This is a genomic window from Pacificispira sp. (genome assembly GCF_965228185.1).
Lineage (GTDB): Bacteria > Pseudomonadota > Alphaproteobacteria > UBA8366 > Aestuariispiraceae > Pacificispira.
This window is the reverse complement of record NZ_CBDDHE010000002.1, coordinates 250,866-269,495: the sequence shown is the minus strand read 5'-3', so window position 1 is coordinate 269,495 and position 18,630 is coordinate 250,866. Positions and strand designations below refer to the sequence as shown.

Sequence of the window (18,630 nt, the reverse complement as noted above, 5' to 3'; positions counted from 1 at the left end):
ATGACCGGAAGCTTGCCGGAAAGCGAAGGCCTCGCGCTGCGGGATGCCAGTATCGCGCTGCGCGGTGCCCCGCTCTTCGCGCCGATTACCCTGACGGTGGCGCCCGGCCGGACCGCGACCATCATGGGTCCCAGCGGCTCGGGCAAGTCGACCCTGCTATCCGCCATATGCGGGACGCTGGATCCGGTCTTCGCCCTGTCGGGGACAGTGTCCCTCAACGGCCGCGCCCTGGCCAGGTTGCCGGCGCAATACCGGCGGACGGGGATACTCTTTCAGGACGATCTGCTGTTCCCGCATCTAAGTGTCGGCGACAATCTGGCCTTCGGACTGCCCCAGGGCCTGCCACGGTCGGAACGTCGGGCGCGGATCGACTCGGCGCTGTCGGATGCGGGGCTTACCGGGTTCGCCGGACGGGATCCCGCGACCTTGTCCGGCGGTCAGCGGGCGCGGGTCGCCTGCCTGCGGGCGCTGTTGGCGGAGCCCGAAGCGCTGCTGCTCGATGAACCTTTCTCGAAACTTGATGCCGACCTGCGCGCGCGGTTCCGTCAGTTCGTGTTCGAACACGCGGCCGGGCGCGGAATCCCGGTCCTTTTGGTCACGCATGACCCCGACGACGCGGCGTCGGCCGGCGGCGAGGTAATTTTGTTGCGTGATATTTAATTCGAATTTTAGGCAAAATTGCAACATCTGTGAAATTGCAAACGAAACTCCATAAAAACCACAAAAAAAGCCCTGTTCTGGCCCTTTGAATTCCCGCCGAACAGCTCTATAGTCATTGCATTATGGGTGTATCCCATGCCGCTTCGGATTTGCCGGGGCGGCTCTAACATATCCCACTTTCGGGGAATTGCCTTCTGACCTGCGCCATCGTTCCGGTGGGTGGTGAGATGGCGGGCCCCACGGAAGAAGCCGCAAAGGGGGAATTACGATTATGTTGAAGCGTCTGATCGGCCTGGTTGGTGGTGCCGTTCTGCTCGCGGGTTGCTCGGTCTACGGAAATCTCGAAGAGCTTCAGAAGACCGAACCGCAGGGCACGGCGTTCACCAAAGCGCTGGCCAAGGAATACCAGAAGTTCTCTGAGTTCGAGATGTTCGAGATGCACGACTACATCGATGCGGACCACTTCGCCCGTAAGGGCCTGCGGACCGCTGCCGGCGAAGTCGTCATGCCCGAAGAGCTCGGGAACTGGAGCCTGCCCGCTGATCGGGTCGACCTCTTGGCTGCCGCCCGCGCGCGCTTGATCAAGGCCTTGGATGCCGGTGGACGCGAAAACCACCCGACCGAAGCTGCCGTCGCGCAAGCCAAGTTTGACTGCTGGGTCGAGCAGCAGGAAGAAAATCATCAGCCCGAGCACATCGCCGAATGCATGAAGGAATTCGTGGCGGCGATCGAAGTGCTGGAAAAGAAGATGGAGCCGCCGGCACCGCCGCCTCCGCCGCCCCCGGCGCCGGAACCGGTGATGGAGCCCGCGAACTTCATCGTCTTCTTCGATTGGGATGACGCGAACGTCAACGACGGCGCCAGCCAGGTCCTGAACCTCGTGAATTCGAAGTTCGGCGACTTCAAGGAAGGACAGATCAGTCTGATCGGCCACACCGATACGTCGGGTTCGAACGACTACAACGATCGTCTTTCGCTGCAGCGTGCCAACAATGTGCGTTTCGCGCTGATCGAAATGGGTGTGCCGGCTTCGGTCTTCACCGTCGACGCCAAGGGTGAGAGCGAGCCGCTCGAAGCCACCGGCGACGGCGTGAGGAACCCGCAGAACCGCCGCGTGGAAATCACCATCAAGTGATGACCGCGGCCGGGGCGGGCAACCGCTCCGGGGCAAGTTGGAGATCGGGCCGGAAGGGCAACCTTCCGGCCCGTTTTCTTTTTGGCAAATTTGCATTTCGATGGTGGCAACTGGACAAGATATGGGAATGATCCATTATTATGGATGGACTTCCGAGGATGGATGGATCGACCAGGCCCGATCATGAAGTACGAAGCGGTTACGCATGACATTCGGGTTGCCGTGGAACCAAAGTTCCTGGCGGACCAGTCGTCGCCCCAGCATTCTCACTATGTCTGGGCCTATAGCGTGGAGATCGAAAATCTCGGCGTGCGGCCGGTGCAACTCATCAATCGCTATTGGTGCATCACCGATGCCAACGGTCGGCGGGAAGAAGTGCGCGGCCCCGGCGTGGTGGGCGAACAGCCGCTGATCGCGCCTGGGCGCCGTTTTGAGTATACCAGCGGCGCGCCTCTGAAGACGCCGTCCGGCATCATGTCCGGGCGATACGAGATGGACGATCGCAATGGCGGCCGCTTCGAAGTCGAAATTCCCGCCTTCTCCCTTGATAGTCCGCATCAGACAATCCAATTGAATTGACGCGACGTAATTGGTAGCACAACCGGCGCGTCCCCGGCGTGCCGATCGAGAAAAGCGTGCGGGTGCGGGTCTTCCGCGGACGCCGACAGACGAAGGAAGAGCCTATGAACGCCATTCAGCCCGCATCCGGCGAGCGCAGCAAGGACCTGGCAGACAGCGTTGTCCGCCCCAGCCGCGAAGAAGCGGAGGCGGCCGTCCGCACGCTGCTGCGCTGGGCGGGGGACGATCCGGACCGGGAAGGCCTTCTGGATACGCCGAAGCGGGTCGCGAAGGCTTATGAGGAGTTCTTCGCCGGCTATGGCGAAGATCCGACGGAACTGCTGGCCCGGACTTTCTCGGAAACCGAAGGCTATGACGAGATGGTGCTGCTGCGCGGCATCTCCTTCGAAAGCCATTGCGAGCACCATATGGTGCCGATCATCGGAACCGCGCATGTCGCCTATCTGCCCAATAATCGGGTGGTGGGCATTTCCAAGCTGGCGCGGGTCGTGGAGATTTTCGCCAAGCGCCTGCAGATCCAGGAAAAGATGACGGCGCAGATCGCCGACGCGATTCAGGATGTCCTGGACCCGCGCGGGGTCGCCGTCGTGGTCAGCGCGCAACACCAGTGCATGACGACCCGTGGCGTTAAGAAGCACGGCGTCGACATGGTCACCAGCCGGATGTTGGGCGCCTTCAAGGATGATCGCGGCCTGCGGTCGGAATTCATGGCATTGACGGGGATGAACGCGGCGGCCGTCGGTTGACGCCGCCTGTCCCTGGCAGGGGCGAGCCAATAAGGGCGGTTCAGGTCAATACGGATTGACGGCGCAAGACCGCGCCGGGAGCTGCCGCGGCATTGGTGTCGCGCACGAAATCTTCGAAATCGACCTTTTCCATGGGCTTTGCAAAAAAGAAGCCCTGGCCTTCCGAGCACCGCAGGGTCCGGACGTATTCCGCGACTTCCTTCGTTTCGATGCCTTCGACCGTGACCGCCAGGTTCATGTCGCGCATCAGGTTGACGATATTGCGCAGCATGCGGTTGGACTTCTCGTCCTCCGGCACGCCGGCCAGGAAGGCGCGGTCGACCTTGGCGCGCGAGGCACAGACGTCGCGCAACATGCCCAGCGACGATTGCCCGGTCCCGAAATCGTCGATCGCGATGCAGATTCCCATCCGGCTCAACTCCTCCACCGCGGCGAAGGTGACCTTGGGGTTGTTTGCCAGGGTCGTCTCGGTGATCTCGAATTCCAATGACGAGGCGGGGATACCGAATGTATCCAGTGACCGGCGGACAAAGTCGACGAAATTGTCGCGCTCCAATTGTTTTGGCGAGATGTTGACCGCCAACTTGACCTGGCTCAGCAGTGGATCGGCTTTCCATTCCTGAACGGCGGCACAGGATTCCAGGAAAATGAACCGGCCGATGCCTTCGATCAGGTCGGCGCTTTCCGCGACCGGAATGAACAGCGCCGGCGAGATCATGTTGCCTTCCTGCGTGCGCCAGCGGATCAGGCATTCGGCGGCGGAGCAGCGGCCCGTTTCCAGATCGATCTTCGGCTGAAACACCGGGAAAAATTCCTGCATCTGCAGGGCTTCGCGGATCTGATGCACCAGGGCCGAAGTTTGCATCACCCGCGCGACATCGTCCGGCGTCAGCAGATAAACATCTCCGCGGTGCAGGCTCTTTGCCTCGTAATAGGCCATGTCGGCATAGCGGATCGCCAGGCCCGGATCGGTCGCTAAGAGCGGGATTTCCAACCCACCGGCGGTCACGCTGATGGACACGCGCGCACCACCGAATTCGAACGGAGCGGACAGGGCGCGCTGCATCTTTCGAAAGGTCTCAAGCGCAACCGTATCCGCCGTCTTGCTGGGAGGGATTTCGAACAGGGCGGTGAATCGGTCGCCATTGCCCCGGCCGAAGAACTCACAAGGCAAAAGGGCCTGTTCCAGGCGTTGCCCGACCAGTCGAATGACCGAATTGCCGTCATCCATGCCGAAGGTGGTGTTGATCGCGCGCATCTGATCGATGCCGATTTCCATCATCAGGAAGCGCGCGGTCGCACGCACGGCCGGGTCCAAGACGGAGGCCAGACTGCGGTCCAGGGTTTCCCGGTTAGGCAGACCGGTCAGTTGGTCATAGAATAATGATTTGTGGACGCGGTCTTCGTGCTCCTGGGCCTGGGACATGTCCCGGACGCATCCGACGAAAAACCGCTCGCCGCCAAAATTGTAATCCGCGATGTGAATATCGACGGGGAAAACCGTTCCATCCCGCTTTTTCGCGCGAATCCGACGAAGTTGACCCAGAATGTTGTCGCGGGTGCCGGCGATCTGATCCGCGGCATTGCGCTGATGCCGGGTCGCCGCCGTATCGTTCACCAAGGTCTCGAACGGCATTCCGATCAGTTCGGCTTCATTGTCATAGCCGAACATTTCCAAAGTGATCCGGTTGATGGATACGATGGTGGAGGCGCTATCGTAGGTGATGATGGAATCGTGGGTATTCAAATAGATCGCTTCAAGGCGTTGCACATGCTCGCCGGATTGAACCGCTTCATCGTCCTTGGCGCGGCTGTTTTCGGGCATGTTGACCTGCGACCTTCCTTCGACCCTGGTATATTCCAATACCCTACATCTACCCGATTAAAGAATAGTAAAGAAACCGACGCGGGAAACCCAGCATTGTCTTCCAAATGTTGGGGCGGTCATCATTGCGCCGCTGGTACGTGGCGGTCTTAGCCGCTATTCTCCGCCGCCGGAGTGGGGGTATGTAAGTCAATTTGGTTTTCCGTCCCGGAGGGGGATTTGCTCGATTTCCGTCCAGTCTTGTTGGTGAACGGCATCCTGCTGGTCACACTGGCTGCAGCTATGGTTCTGCCGGCCGCGGTCGATCTGGCGGTAGGAAACCCAGATTGGAGGGTCTTTGCGGCCGCGGCGGCATTGACGTTGTTTGTCGGCGCGATGTTGGCGCTCTCCAATTGGGCCAGGGCGGATGCGCTGACCGTCCGTCAGGCCTTTGTGATGACAACTACAACCTGGTGTTTGCTGCCGGCCTTCGCGGCATTGCCGCTGGCCTTCTCGGATTTGAACCTGTCCTACACCGACGCCTTCTTCGAGGCGATGAGCGGGATCACGACCACCGGTTCCACGGTCATTGTCGGGCTGGACTACGCGCCGCCCGGCATCCTGTTGTGGCGGTCCTTGCTGCAATGGTTGGGCGGGGTCGGGATCATTGTCATGGCCGTATCGGTTTTGCCGATGCTGCAGGTCGGCGGGATGCAGCTGTTCCGGATGGAATTCGCAGAAAGGGTGGAAAAAGCGCTGCCGCGGGCAGCCCAGATCGGCGCCTGGATCGCGATCATCTATCTGCTGCTGACGCTGCTGTGCGCCGCGCTCTATTGGTGGGCGGGGATGAGTGGTTTCGATGCGATTAACCACGCCATGACGACCGTCGCGACCGGTGGCTTCTCGACCTATGACAGTTCCGTCGGTCTGTTCGGCAGCGCCAAAATCGAATGGATTGCGACCGTATTCATGATTCTGGGGTCGCTGCCGTTTCTGCTGTATCTGCAGGCTCTGCGCGGCTCTCCCGGGGCGTTGTTCCGGGACAGTCAGGTTCGCTGGTTCTTCGGGTTCCTGCTGACCGCGACGGCAATCATGATCGTCTATCTGGTCATCGAAAAGAACTGGACCATCGCCGATGCGGTGCGCTTCACCAGTTTCAATGTGACCTCCGTCATGACCGGGACCGGTTATGCGACGCAGGATTTCGGCTCTTGGGGCGCATTCGCTATGCCGCTGTTTTTCCTGTTGATGTTCATTGGCGGCTGCGCCGGGTCGACGACCTGCGGGATCAAGATCTTTCGCTTTCAGGTTCTCTATGCGACCGCCAAGGTTCAGATGCGCCGCTTGCTGCGTCCGCATGGCGTGTTCATCGCCTATTACAATCGCAAGCCGATCCCGGAATCCGTCGAAGAATCTGTGATGAGCTTCTTCTTCCTGTTCATGATGATTTTTGCCCTTCTGGCCTGCGCCCTGGGGCTGATGGGTCTGGACTTCGTGACCGCGACCAGCGGCGCGGCGACAGCCATATCCAATGTCGGGCCCGGCCTGGGCGAGGTCATCGGCCCCGCCGGCACCTTTGCATCGCTGCCGGACCAGGCGAAATGGCTGCTGTCGCTCGGCATGTTGCTGGGACGGTTGGAGATATTTACGGTGCTGATCCTGCTGGCGCCCAGTTTCTGGCGCGGCTGACCGCGGGAATGTTGCATTAATCAAAGGAAATCAGGGCATGCCGACACCGGTGGAGTTGCTGGAAACGCTGGTCGGGTTCGATACGACCAGTGCCAAATCCAACATGGCCCTGATCGATTGGGTGCGGACCTATTTGGATGGCCACGGCATCGCGTCGACCCTGGTCCCAAATGAGGACGGAACGAAGGCCAATCTTTGGGCGACGGTCGGCCCGGCACGGGAAGGCGGCGTCTGCCTGTCCGGTCATACCGATGTCGTGCCCGTCGACGGCCAGCCTTGGGACACGGACCCGTTCACCCTGACGCGCAAGGACGACCGTCTGTACGGACGCGGCACCTGCGATATGAAGGCTTTCCCGGCCACGGCGCTGGCCCTGCTGCCGGAGATGCTGGCCCGCCCGCTGGCCCGGCCGATTCATTTCGCCTTTTCCTATGACGAGGAGGTCGGGTGTCTCGGCGCGCCGTCCATGATCGCCGAGATCGGGCGCAGCCTGCCGCGCCCGTCCGTCGTCATCATCGGCGAACCGACCGATATGAAGGTCGTATCGGCGCATAAGGGCATGTGGTTCTTCCGCACAATCGTCACCGGGAAAGAGGCGCATTCGAGCCAGACCCACCGCGGCGTGTCGGCCGTCATGACCGGTGCGCGGTTGATCGCGAAACTGGATGAAATGGCGAAAGCCCGGGCCGCCGCTGCCGATCCCGACTGCAAGTTCGTGCCGCCCTATACGACCATCCATGTCGGCACGGTTCAGGGGGGCACGGCGGCCAATATCATCTCCCGGCGTTGCGAGTTCGTCTGCGATGTCCGGAATCTGCCGGACGATTTCCCAGAGGATATCCAGCGCGAATACGAGGCCTGGATCGAAGCGGAAATCCTGCCTGAAATGCACGCGGTGGACCCGAACACCCGCATCGACGTGACGACCGAGAATGTCGTGCCGGGGCTGCGGGAAGATCTGGACAGCGAAGCGGAAACCCTGGTGCGGCAACTGACCGGAGACAACGACGTGACCTATGTGCCCTATGGTACGGAAGCTGGGCAGTTCCAATCCGCCGGTATGGCGGCCGTGGTGTGCGGGCCGGGATCGATCGATCAGGCCCATCAGCCGAACGAGTATGTGGAGATCGATCAGATTGCGCAGTGCGAGACAATGCTGCGTAAGCTAATTGATCGATGCCGGTCCTGACGGAACGAATAATTAAATAATTAGAATATAAAGATTTATCGGGAGACCAATGTGGTCTTGCGATGCAGCATTTTCATGTTGAAATGCGTCTAAAAGGCATTATCTTCGGGGTGGAGCAAGTTAGACGCGTTCTAAAAGGCGCGCCCGACTGGCAATCCCTATTTCGGTTCAGGACCGCCCTGCGGCCCGCCGGACAACCCGAGGAATTGGAGGAGTGACCATGTCCCAGTTTCCGAATGCCAAGCAGCCCGGCGAAAAAGTGCCGAGCGTAACCTTCCGGACCCGCGCCGACGGCGACTGGAAAGACGTCTCCACCGACGATATTTTCGGTGGCAAGCGTGTCGTCGTTTTCGCCCTGCCGGGTGCTTTCACGCCGACCTGCTCGTCGACGCATCTGCCGGGCTTCATGATCAAGTCCCAGGAAGTGAAATCTCTGGGTGTCGACGACATCTATTGTCTGTCGGTCAACGACAGCTTTGTGATGAACGCTTGGGCCAAAGACCAGGGCGTGACGGACGAACTGAAGGTGATCCCGGACGGCAATGGCGAATTCACCGACAAGATGGGCCTGCTGGCCGACAAGAAGGATCTCGGTTTCGGTCCGCGCTCGTGGCGTTACGCCATGGTCGTGAACGATGGCGAAATCGAAAAGATGTTCGTCGAGCCGGAAAAGCCGGGCGACCCGTTTGAAGTCAGCGATGTCGACACAGTCCTGGGCTATCTGAAAGAAGCCAAGGCTGTTGCGGCGTAACGCGAACGATCGCAAATCGACTGGAATGGGCGCCGCTTGGTCGGCGCCCATTTTCATTTTCGGTGCGGTTGCGCGGCCGAACCCAAATTTGTAGTCTCGGCCCACCATGACGAAAGCAAGTGCTTTAGATCATTATAGAAACAGGGTGCGACCGGACACCATGCCGGCGCAGCCGGTCGTTTCTGAAAGCCATTTCGAGTATTCTCTATCCGAACTGACTCGCTATCCGGATCTGTTCGCCATCCACCGGGTCTGGAAGGATCGGAACCGTCGAGGCGTGAGTTCTGAAATCGACATCGGCGATGTCCCGGCAACCCTGCTGCCGACGGTCATGCAGATCGAAATGACGCCGGACCGCAGCGACGCGACGATCCGGCTGGCCGGCACATTCTGTTGCGAACTGCATGGCGGCGAACTGCGTGGTAAATCGGTCAGCGATTTCTTCCTGCGCAAGGATGCTGATCAGGTCATCGCCGCGATGAACAACTGCATCGATGCCGGAACGCCCAGTCTGGCGGAACGGCAATATGTGACCTTGGACGGCGACGATTGGGGCTATGTGCGCCTGCTGTTGCCGCAACCCGATAAGGATGGCCGCAAGCGGTTGTTCAAGGCCATGGATCGCTCCACCATCTATCACCTGACTGGCCGGAGATAACTGCGCCGGGGGGCGATGGGCCCAGTCAGACAGGTCAGGGACGGGCGACGCTCAGCCGTCCATTTTCAATGGCGACGCGCTGCATCTGGGCCACGGCACCTTCCTTCAGGGAATCGATCGACGGTTCGAACACCAACTGTCCGGAGAACCATTCCGCCGGTATTTCCGCCTGCCCGTCGAAAAGGTCCGCCACGCGCCAAAGGCGGCCGTCGATCCAGCCGTGCAGATCGATCAGCCAGAGCTGCCCTCCGTCGATTTGCCACCGACCGATATAGCCCCGCGAACAGGCGTCGCTGCGCGCCTCGAAGGCAAGTTCCGGTCGGGTGCGCAGCCAGGGGGCCAAAGGCGCCGTGTATAGCCGGTACACGTCGTGTTCGATCCACAATGTCTCAGGAATCTGTTCCATTCCTCCCCCTGTCCGTGACCCGAAGGGTTTCGCCTGCCTGCCTACCGGGACGTGTCTGCGCGTTACAGGGCGTTGAGCTCGGCCATCAGCGTATCGGGAACCCGAATCCCCTCGCTCGCCGCTTCCGCCCGGTTCTTCAATCGGCGCGTTCCGGGCAGGCGCGTGCCCTCCTGGTCGAGGATGGTCTGGACCAGGGCCGACAGCCTGTCCTGAAATGCGCCGCCGGACAGGGCGACCGGATCAAGGGCGATCAGGGTCTGGCCGACGCCCGGCGGATTGCCGTCGGCTGTGAAGAAGGAACTGGCCTCATACCCGAAATTCGCGCCGGTCAGCGCGGCGGCCAGGATTTCGACCATCAGCACCAGCGCCGCGCCCTTGGCGTCGCCCATCGGGATCATCGTTCCGTCCAGGGCCGCTTCGGCGTCCGTCGTCGGTTGGCCATCCGCGTCCAGGGCCCATCCTTCCGGGATCGACTCACCGTTCTTGGCGGCGACCATGATCTTGCCGCGCGCGACTTTCGACAGGCTGAGGTCGATCAGCAGGGGCGGCTGCATCGGTCCCATCGGTGCGGCGAAGGCAATCGGGTTCGTGCCGAATACGCCCTTGGTTCCGCCCCAGGGCGCGATGGCCTTGGGGGAGTTGCCCAGAACAAGGCCGATCAGCCCGTCTTCCGCCAGAAGTTCGACATGACGGCCGGCCGCGCCGAAATGATGGCTGTGATGAATCGTGGCGGCGGCGATCCCGGTGTCGGGCACGATGCGGCGCAACTCCCGCCGGGCCAGGTCCAGGGCGGGAAAGGCGAAGCCGTACCCGGCGTCGATCCGGACGGCGGCGGCACCTGCGCGATCCGCGACGGGTTCCGCGAAGCCCTTTACCTTGCCGCTCAAGGCCTGCGCGGCATAGGACGGCAGTCGCGACAGGCCGTGCCCGGCATGACCGTCGATCTGCGCTGCGACCAAGGCCTCGGCCACTGACTCGGCATTCGGCGTCGATGTCCGGTTGCGGGTCAGGATGTCGACGGACAGCCGTTTCAAGGATTCGGGGGAATGAAATCCGTCGCTCATACTGGATCCTTTACCGGCTGGGTCCGTTACCGGGCACCGAAGGGCGTTCTCAGGCGGTGCGTCCGGCCGGGATGATGGAACCGCACCATCGTGACCGGCCCCTTGTCGTTCCAGGTTCGGCGTTCGACGATCAGGACCGGATCCCCGACCGGAATGTCCAGGATCTCGGCGATCTTCTCGCTGGCGATATCGGCCGAAATCGTGTGTTCCGCGTCGGTCCAGGGCACGTTGCGCACCAGCCAGGGATTGGGGCCGGTCTCCTCGAACGACTCGTTCTTGCATTCCGGCACCGTTGCCGGGTCGATCCATCGGTCTTCGAATTGATAGGGGCGGCGGTCGGCGAAATGCAGACATTGCAGATGTAGCGCTTCGTCCCCCGTCGCGCGATCCAACGCCATGGCGGGTAGTGCGGGCAAGGGCTCCATCCCTCGATGCATCAGCCGATACTTGTACTCCGCCCCCGTCGCCCGGATTTCGTCCTGAACCAGGGGAATGTCCAGTGCCAGGCTGCGGCCTTTGGGATAGGCGACCCGGGTGCCGGTCTTGCGCCGTCGCTCCAGGACGCCTTCCTCCGCCAGTTCCCGCAGGGCGCGGTGCACGGTGGCCCGGGCGCAGCCGAAGGTCTCCGCCAATTGCATTTCGCCCGGAATGGAATCCCCCGGCCGCCAAAGGCCGGTGTGAATGCGGTCGCGCAGATCGTCCTTGATCCGCTGATACGGGGCGACCTCGGTCAAACGGCGTCCTCCATCAACCGCGCCACGGTATCGCGAAACCTTTGCGCGATGGCGCTTCTTCTTCTGTGTTGCCCCTCTTGTACCACATGACGGCCCGCCGACCACACATCGCGCACGGCCCTGTCTCCGGCGACGAAAATCCAGTGATCCAGCCATTGTTCCGGCCCTGGTACGAAGGGCAGGATCTCGTCGGAATCCAGGACCGCGATATCGGCCCATTCGCCGACAGCCAGCTTTCCCGCCCCGCGGCCCAGCGCCCGCGCGCCGCCCTCTGCCGATGCCCGCAGCATGGCTTCGCCCACCGAGCCCGGCCCCTGACGCAATACCGTCCGGCGCCGGTCCTTGAAGCGCTGCGAATATTCCAGCACGCGCAATTCCTCGGTCAGGCCGATCCGGACATTCGAATCGCTGCCGACACCATAGAATCCGCCGTGTTCGATATAGCGGCGGCCATCGAAAATGCCGTCGCCTAGATTGCCCTCGGTGATCGGGCACAAGCCGGCGACCGCGCCGCTGCGGGCCAGGGCCTCCGTTTCCGCCGGGACCATATGCGTGGCATGGACCAGGCACCAGCGCCGGTCGACCGCAGCGTTGTCCATCAACCAGGCGACAGGACGCGCGCCATAGGCGGCTTCGACCGCGTCGACCTCCGCCGTCTGCTCGGCGATGTGGATATGGATGGGGCCGCCGCCGAACTCATGGGACAATGGCTCCAGCATGGCAGGCGGGACGGCACGCAGGGAATGGGCGGCGACGCCCAGAACGGCGTCAGGGGTCGGCAACTGGATTTCGCCGTGCAGGCGGGCATAGCGGTCGATATCGCAGCCGAAGCGTCTTTGCCGGTCGTTCAGCGGCTCGTCCCGGACGCCGCCGCGGGCATAAAGCACCGGCAGTAGCGTCAGGCCGATCCCGCTGGCGGCGGCCGCCGCCGCGATCCGGTTGGCCATCTCCGCGGGGGCGTCATAGTCCTGGCCATCCGGTTGATGGTGCAGGTAATGAAATTCGCCGACCGAGGCGTACCCGGCTTCCAGCATCTCCATATAGACATGGGCGGCGATGGCCTCCACATCGTCGGGGGACAGCTTGCCGAGAAAGCCATACATGGCTTCGCGCCAGGTCCAGAAACTGTCTTCGCCGCCGCCTTTGATTTCAGCGTGGCCGGCCATGGCGCGTTGAAACGCGTGGGAATGCAGATTGCCCAGCGCCGGAACCGCCATGCCGTTGGTCATGCGCAGATCTTCATTCGCTGCGCGCGCGTTCCGGTCGATCCGCGCAATGCGCCCGTCCGTGCCGATTTCCAGCCGGACATTGGCGCACCATCCATCGTCCAACAGGGCCCAGTCGAAGAATAATCCGGTCACGCTTTGACTCCGTTTTTTGTCTGGACATAAGCCGTTTTATGACTATACAAAATGTCGCGACGACAGCAAGGGGTTTGACCCGCGCCATGATCGTGCAACGCTCTTGTCTGCACAATAAGCCGAACCGGGGGTATCGATCATGACATCGGAAGGCGGTTTCGTACTCAGCGATATTCGCTTGGCCACGATGGTGAAGGGCGACAAGCCTTATGGCCTTATCGAAGACGGCGCACTGGCGATTGATGACGGCCGCATCGTCTATAGCGGTCCACGCGAGCGGCTGCCGACCCGCTTCACCGACTGGCCGACGGAAAAGGGCGGCCGCGCCCTGGCGACCCCGGCGCTGATCGACTGTCATACGCATATGGTTTATGGCGGCGACCGCGCGCGGGAATTCGAACTGCGACTGGAAGGCGCCAGCTACGAGGAAATCGCGAAGGCCGGCGGCGGCATCTTGTCCACCGTGACCGCGACCCGTGCCGCCAGCGAGGACGATCTGGTCGAGGCGGCCCTGCCGCGCCTGGACTCCTTCATCGACGAAGGCGCCGGGGCGGTCGAAATCAAATCCGGATATGGGCTGACCGTCGCGGATGAATTGAAGATGCTGCGTGCCGCGCGGCGGCTGAGCGCGGAGCGGGACGTGACCGTCGTCACCACCTTCCTGGCCGCGCATGCCATACCGCCGGAATTCAAAGACAATTCCGACGGCTATATCGACCTGATCTGCCAGGAAATGCTGCCCCAGGCCCATGACGAGGGCCTGGTCGATGCGGTCGACGCCTTCTGCGAGAATATAGCCTTCAGCCCAGTGCAGGTTGCCCGTGTCTTCGAAACGGCGGACGATCTGGGCATTCCCGTCAAACTGCATGCGGAACAGCTTTCCAATCTGGGCGGCGCGGCGCTGGCGGCGGGGTTCAAGGCGCTGTCGGCGGATCATCTGGAATATCTCGATGCGCCCGGGATCGAAGCCATGGCCGAGGCCGGCACCGTCGCGGTCCTGCTGCCCGGCGCGTTCTATACCTTGCGCGAAACCAAGCTGCCGCCGTTGCAGGGGCTCCGCGACGCGGGTGTGCCGATCGCCATCGCGACCGATTGCAATCCCGGTTCCTCGCCGATGTTCTCGCCGCTGCTGGCGCTCAACATGGCCTGCACCCTGTTCCGTATGACGCCGGAGGAGACGTTGGCCGGGATGACGCGCGAAGGCGCGCGGGCGCTGGGCCTGTTGAAGGATCGCGGTACGCTGGAGGCCGGGAAGCGCGCCGATATCGCGCTGTGGGATGTCCAACATCCGGCCGAGCTGGCCTACCGCTTTGGCTACAATCCCCTTATCCGTCGCATTTATGGAGGCGAAGCATGACCCAGGCCGATACGGTCCTGACCCTCGTTCCCGGCCAAGTCGATATCGACACGCTGCGTCTGATCTATCGGGACGGCGTTGGCGTCCGGCTCGACGATGCCTGCCAACCGGCGGTGCGCGCCGCGGCCGACAAGGTGACGGCGGCGGCCAATGGGGCGGACCCGGTCTATGGCGTCAACACGGGCTTCGGCAAACTGGCCCAGAAGCGTATCGCGCCCGCCGACACGGCGCGGCTGCAGCGCAACCTGATCCTGTCGCATTCCAGCGGCGTCGGCGATCCGCTGCCGCCTGAGGTCGTGCGGCTGGTCATGGCGTTGAAGCTGATTTCGCTGGGGCGCGGCGCGTCCGGTGTGCGCTGGGGGCTGATCGAACTGCTGCAGGACATGTTGGTACGCGGCGTGATCCCGGTCATTCCAGGCCAGGGATCCGTGGGGGCGAGCGGCGATTTGGCGCCGCTGGCGCATATGAGCGCGGTGATGATCGGTGAGGGCGAAGCGGTCTATCGCAACGAACGCATGTCCGGCGCCCAGGCGCTGCGCGAGGCCGGCCTGTCGCCCATCGAATTGGGCCCGAAGGAAGGTCTGGCCCTGATCAACGGGACGCAGGTATCGACGGCGCTGGCGCTGGCCGGGCTTTACGATGCGCACCGGGCCTTTCGGGCGGCACTGGCTTCCGGTGCGCTGGCGACGGATGCGGCGATGGGGTCCAGCGCGCCGTTTCATCCGGAAATCCACACCCTGCGCGGCCACCAGGGTCAGATCGACGCCGCCCACGCCCTGCGCGTGCTGATGGAAGGCAGCGAAATCCGCGAAAGCCACGCCATCGACGACGAACGGGTGCAGGATCCGTACTGCATCCGATGCCAGCCGCAGGTCATGGGGGCGTGCCTGGACCTGATCCGCCATTGCGCCAAGACGCTGGAAATCGAAGCGAACGCAGTCACCGACAACCCGCTGGTGATGAGCGGCGACGGCGGGATCATTTCCGGCGGCAACTTCCATGCGGAGCCGGTGGCCTTCGCCGCCGATCAACTGGCGCTGGTCATCGCGGAAATCGGATCGATCACCGAACGCCGCATAGCCATGCTGGTCGATCCGGCCCTGAATTTCGGTCTGCCGCCCTTCCTGACGCCCGATCCGGGCGTCAATTCGGGCTTCATGATCGCCGAGGTCACGGCTGCGGCGCTGTATTCCGAGAACAAGCAGCGCGCCAACCCGGCCTCCGTCGATTCGACACCGACCAGCGCGAACCAGGAAGACCATGTTTCCATGGCCTGCCACGGCGCGCGCCGTCTGATGGACATGAACCGGAACCTGGAACAGATCGTCGGCATCGAACTGCTGATGGCCGCCCAGGGCGTCGAATTCCGTGCGCCCCTGACCACCAGTCCGCGCCTGCAGGCGGTGCTGCAAAGCGTCCGTGACGAGGTGTCCGCGTTGAACGAGGACCGCTACATGTCCGGCGACCTGATCCTGGCCGCCGGTCTGGTCCGGTCCGGCAATCCGGTGCGCGCGGCGGGACGGGACGTCTTCCCGCGCCTGACTGGCGGCATGGAGTAAATCAGAGGTTTTCTGCCTGAACAGGCAAATTGACTGAGATCGAGAACGAAGGAATGACCGTCATGTCGAACCCGCGCCACAATACCCGGACCGTCCGCGCCCCGCACGGCGCCGAGCTGAACTGCAAGAGCTGGGTAACCGAAGCGCCCTACCGGATGATCATGAACAATCTGGATCCGGAAGTGGCCGAAAACCCGAATGAGCTTGTCGTCTACGGCGGCATCGGCCGGGCCGCGCGGACCTGGAACGATTTCGACATGATCACGGAATCGCTGAAAACCCTGGACGAGACCGAGACCCTGGTCGTGCAGTCGGGCAAGCCGGTCGGCGTCTTCAAGACCCACAAGGACGCGCCGCGCGTCCTGATCGCCAATTCCAACCTGGTGCCCCACTGGGCGACGTGGGAGCATTTCCACAAGCTCGATAAGGTCGGCCTGATGATGTACGGCCAGATGACGGCCGGATCGTGGATCTATATCGGGTCCCAGGGCATCGTGCAGGGAACGTATGAGACCTTCGTCGAAGCGGGCCGTCAGCACTATAACGGCGATCTGACCGGCAAGTGGATCCTGACCGGTGGTCTGGGCGGCATGGGCGGCGCGCAGCCGCTGGCCGCTGTCATGGCCGGGGCCTGCTGTCTGGCCGTGGAATGCGATTCCGACCGCATCGATTTCCGCATCCGCACCCGCTATGTCGACGAGCGCGCCGAAACCCTGGACGAGGCGCTGGAGAAGATCGACCGCTGGACCAAGGCGGGCGAGGCCAAGTCGGTCGGCCTGTTGGGCAATGCCGCCGATATCTTCACTGAACTGGCCGAGCGCGGCGTGCGTCCGGATATCGTCACCGACCAGACCTCCGCCCATGATCCGATCAACGGTTACCTGCCGCAGGGCTGGACTATGGCCGAGTGGAAGGAAAAGCGCGAAAGCAATCCGGCGGCGGTGGAGAAGGCCGCTCGCGCGTCCATGCGCGTCCACGTGGAGGCGATGCTGAAATTCCACGCGGCGGGCGTGCCGACCCTGGATTACGGCAACAACATCCGCCAGGTCGCGAAGGAAGAGGGGCTGGAGAACGCCTTCGACTTCCCCGGTTTCGTGCCGGCCTATATTCGCCCGCTGTTCTGCAAGGGCATCGGACCGTTCCGCTGGTGCGCGCTGTCCGGCGATCCGGAGGACATCTACAAGACCGATCAAAAGGTTAAGGAACTGATTCCGGACGACGAGCACCTGCATAACTGGCTCGACATGGCGCGGGAGCGGATTTCCTTCCAGGGCCTGCCGGCACGCATCTGCTGGGTCGGGCTCGGCCAGCGTCACCGGTTGGGGCTGGCCTTCAACGAGATGGTCAAGAATGGCGAGTTGAAAGCGCCGGTCGTGATCGGCCGCGACCATCTGGACAGCGGCTCCGTCGCCAGCCCGAACCGCGAAACGGAAGGCATGAAGGACGGCTCCGACGCAGTGTCCGACTGGCCGCTGTTGAACGCGCTGTTGAACTGCGCATCGGGGGCGACCTGGGTGTCGCTGCATCATGGCGGCGGCGTCGGCATGGGCTTCAGCCAGCATTCCGGCATGGTCATCTGCTGTGACGGGTCCGACGACGCGGCCCAGCGGATCGAGCGGGTGCTGTGGAACGATCCGGCGACCGGCGTCATGCGCCATGCCGATGCGGGCTATGACATCGCCATCGACTGCGCCAAGGAACACGGCCTGCGGCTTCCCGGCATTCTCGGCAATTGATCCGTCAGGGAAGAAATTTTTTCGATGCGTGACACTACGGTTCGCGTATCTTTTGTGCAGTGCAACGTAGAACAGGGAGTGTGTGACCATGAAAAGACGTGATTTCTTCAAGGCGTCCGGTGCCGCTGCGGCGGGCGTCGCGGCCGCCGGTTTTGCGACCCCGGCGATCGCTCAGGGCGTTCAACAGTGGAAAATGGTGACGGCCTGGCCGAAGAACCTGCCCGGACCCGGTGTCGCGGCCCAGATGCTGGCCGACCGCATCACCGCGTTGAGCGGCGGCAAGCTGGAAGTGACGCTGTACGCGGCGGGTGAACTGGTCCCCGGTCGGGGCGTGTTCGACGCGGTGTCCGAAGGTACGGCGGAGCTGTACCACGCTGTTCCGGCCTATTGGGGTTCCAAATCCAAGGGCATCCTGCTGTTCGGGTCGCAGCCTTTCGGTTTGCGCGCCGACGAACAGGTTGGCTGGCTGACCCATGGCGGCGGTCAGGCGCTGTATGATGAAATGTACGGCCGCTTCAACTTGAAGCCCTTCCTGTGTGGCAACTCCGGTCCGCAGTGGGCCGGTTGGTTCCGCGATGAGATCAAATCGGTGGAAGACCTGAAGGGGCTGCGCTTCCGCACCACCGGCCTGGCGTCGGAGATGTGCGCGAAACTGGGCATGGCGGTTCAGGCCATGGGCGGCCGGGACATGTTCCAGGCGATGCAGTCCGGTGCGCTGGACGCGGGCGAATTCATCGGCCCGTGGACGGACTCGGCCCTTGGATTCTATCAGATCGCTCAGAACTACTATTGGCCGGGCGTCGGCGAACCGTCCTCGGCGGAAGAATGCGCCGTGAACAAGGAAGCCTTCGACGCGCTGGAACCGTCGCTGCAGCAGGCCGTCGAGGCGGCGTGCAAGTCGCTCTACAACGATGTCTGGACGGAATACACGACCAAGCACGCGCTGGCCCTGGAGCAACTGGTGGCCGAAAAGGGCGTGCAGGTGAAGATGCTGCCGGAAGACGTCATCGTCGCCATGGGCAATGCCGCCGGCGAAGTGATGACCGAATTGCGGGAGGATTCCGACGCGCTGGTGAAGCAGATCGTCGAAAGCTTCCTGGCTTACCGGGCATCGATTTCCAGCTACATGGTCTATGCCGATAACGGGCAGATGAACGCCCGCGCGCTGGACTATAAGTACTGATCCTGAAGTCCTAATCCAG

General features: G+C 62.5%; 17 protein-coding genes. 12 read left to right on the top strand and 5 right to left on the bottom strand.

Features of this window, described 5'->3' with window-relative positions:
- From ACO06O_RS01315 to folE, 4 genes are all read left to right on the top strand, one after another.
- Entirely contained in the window at window positions 1-660 is a 660-nt protein-coding gene (locus ACO06O_RS01315) for an ATP-binding cassette domain-containing protein (protein WP_421875480.1), read from the top strand.
- Between the two features lie 271 nt (window positions 661-931).
- Entirely contained in the window at window positions 932-1,795 is an 864-nt protein-coding gene (locus tag ACO06O_RS01310; protein ID WP_421875476.1) for an OmpA family protein, read from the top strand.
- 162 nt (window positions 1,796-1,957) lie between these two features.
- Window positions 1,958-2,374, top strand: a complete 417-nt coding sequence (gene apaG, locus ACO06O_RS01305) for a Co2+/Mg2+ efflux protein ApaG (RefSeq protein ID WP_421875474.1) — start codon at window positions 1,958-1,960, stop codon at window positions 2,372-2,374.
- A gap of 104 nt (window positions 2,375-2,478) precedes the next feature.
- Window positions 2,479-3,120 (top strand): GTP cyclohydrolase I FolE, encoded by a 642-nt coding sequence (folE, locus tag ACO06O_RS01300; protein ID WP_421875472.1) that lies wholly within the window; start codon window positions 2,479-2,481, stop codon window positions 3,118-3,120.
- A gap of 40 nt (window positions 3,121-3,160) precedes the next feature.
- Here the strand turns inward: folE and ACO06O_RS01295 are convergent, their stop codons facing one another.
- Window positions 3,161-4,945 (bottom strand): putative bifunctional diguanylate cyclase/phosphodiesterase, encoded by a 1,785-nt coding sequence (locus ACO06O_RS01295; protein ID WP_421875470.1) that lies wholly within the window; start codon window positions 4,943-4,945, stop codon window positions 3,161-3,163.
- 219 nt (window positions 4,946-5,164) lie between these two features.
- Here ACO06O_RS01295 and ACO06O_RS01290 point away from each other — a divergent pair, with 219 nt between their 5' ends.
- The 4 genes from ACO06O_RS01290 to ACO06O_RS01275 all read left to right on the top strand — a co-directional run bounded on the left by ACO06O_RS01290 (window position 5,165) and on the right by ACO06O_RS01275 (window position 9,211).
- Window positions 5,165-6,613 carry a TrkH family potassium uptake protein gene (locus ACO06O_RS01290; RefSeq protein WP_421875468.1) on the top strand — a complete coding sequence of 483 codons (1,449 nt, stop codon included), beginning with the start codon at window positions 5,165-5,167 and terminating at the stop codon, window positions 6,611-6,613.
- A gap of 37 nt (window positions 6,614-6,650) precedes the next feature.
- Complete coding sequence (gene argE, locus ACO06O_RS01285) at window positions 6,651-7,802, top strand: acetylornithine deacetylase (protein WP_421875466.1); 1,152 nt, start codon at window positions 6,651-6,653, stop codon at window positions 7,800-7,802.
- 220 nt (window positions 7,803-8,022) lie between these two features.
- Window positions 8,023-8,553, top strand: coding sequence for a peroxiredoxin (locus ACO06O_RS01280; RefSeq protein WP_421875464.1), 531 nt, complete (start codon window positions 8,023-8,025; stop codon window positions 8,551-8,553).
- 160 nt (window positions 8,554-8,713) lie between these two features.
- Window positions 8,714-9,211: a PAS domain-containing protein gene (locus ACO06O_RS01275; RefSeq protein WP_421875462.1), complete on the top strand. Its 498-nt coding sequence runs from the start codon at window positions 8,714-8,716 to the stop codon at window positions 9,209-9,211.
- A 34-nt stretch (window positions 9,212-9,245) separates the two neighbouring features.
- On the opposite strand, the gene ACO06O_RS01270 is transcribed toward ACO06O_RS01275, so the two are convergent.
- The 4 genes from ACO06O_RS01270 to ACO06O_RS01255 form a co-directional block, all read right to left on the bottom strand.
- Window positions 9,246-9,617, bottom strand: a complete 372-nt coding sequence (locus ACO06O_RS01270) for a hypothetical protein (protein ID WP_421875460.1) — start codon at window positions 9,615-9,617, stop codon at window positions 9,246-9,248.
- A gap of 62 nt (window positions 9,618-9,679) precedes the next feature.
- Window positions 9,680-10,681 carry an Ldh family oxidoreductase gene (locus tag ACO06O_RS01265; protein ID WP_421875458.1) on the bottom strand — a complete coding sequence of 334 codons (1,002 nt, stop codon included), beginning with the start codon at window positions 10,679-10,681 and terminating at the stop codon, window positions 9,680-9,682.
- Between the two features lie 26 nt (window positions 10,682-10,707).
- A complete protein-coding gene (locus ACO06O_RS01260; RefSeq protein ID WP_420417767.1) occupies window positions 10,708-11,415 on the bottom strand; it encodes a UTRA domain-containing protein in 708 nt (235 codons plus the stop codon).
- Complete coding sequence (locus tag ACO06O_RS01255) at window positions 11,412-12,776, bottom strand: formimidoylglutamate deiminase (RefSeq protein WP_421875456.1); 1,365 nt, start codon at window positions 12,774-12,776, stop codon at window positions 11,412-11,414. Before ACO06O_RS01255 ends, ACO06O_RS01260 begins: the two co-directional genes overlap by 4 nt.
- Window positions 12,777-12,915: 139 nt before the next feature.
- On the opposite strand from ACO06O_RS01255, the gene hutI reads away from it, so the two are divergent.
- The 4 genes from hutI to ACO06O_RS01235 all read left to right on the top strand — a co-directional run bounded on the left by hutI (window position 12,916) and on the right by ACO06O_RS01235 (window position 18,611).
- Window positions 12,916-14,133: an imidazolonepropionase gene (gene hutI / locus ACO06O_RS01250; protein WP_421875453.1), complete on the top strand. Its 1,218-nt coding sequence runs from the start codon at window positions 12,916-12,918 to the stop codon at window positions 14,131-14,133.
- Window positions 14,130-15,692, top strand: coding sequence for a histidine ammonia-lyase (gene hutH, locus ACO06O_RS01245; RefSeq protein ID WP_421875451.1), 1,563 nt, complete (start codon window positions 14,130-14,132; stop codon window positions 15,690-15,692). Before hutI ends, hutH begins: the two co-directional genes overlap by 4 nt.
- Window positions 15,693-15,754: 62 nt before the next feature.
- Window positions 15,755-17,428: a urocanate hydratase gene (gene hutU / locus ACO06O_RS01240; RefSeq protein WP_420417763.1), complete on the top strand. Its 1,674-nt coding sequence runs from the start codon at window positions 15,755-15,757 to the stop codon at window positions 17,426-17,428.
- Window positions 17,429-17,516: 88 nt separating this feature from the next.
- A complete protein-coding gene (locus ACO06O_RS01235) occupies window positions 17,517-18,611 on the top strand; it encodes a TRAP transporter substrate-binding protein (RefSeq protein ID WP_421875449.1) in 1,095 nt (364 codons plus the stop codon).
- Window positions 18,612-18,630: the final 19 nt, after the last annotated feature.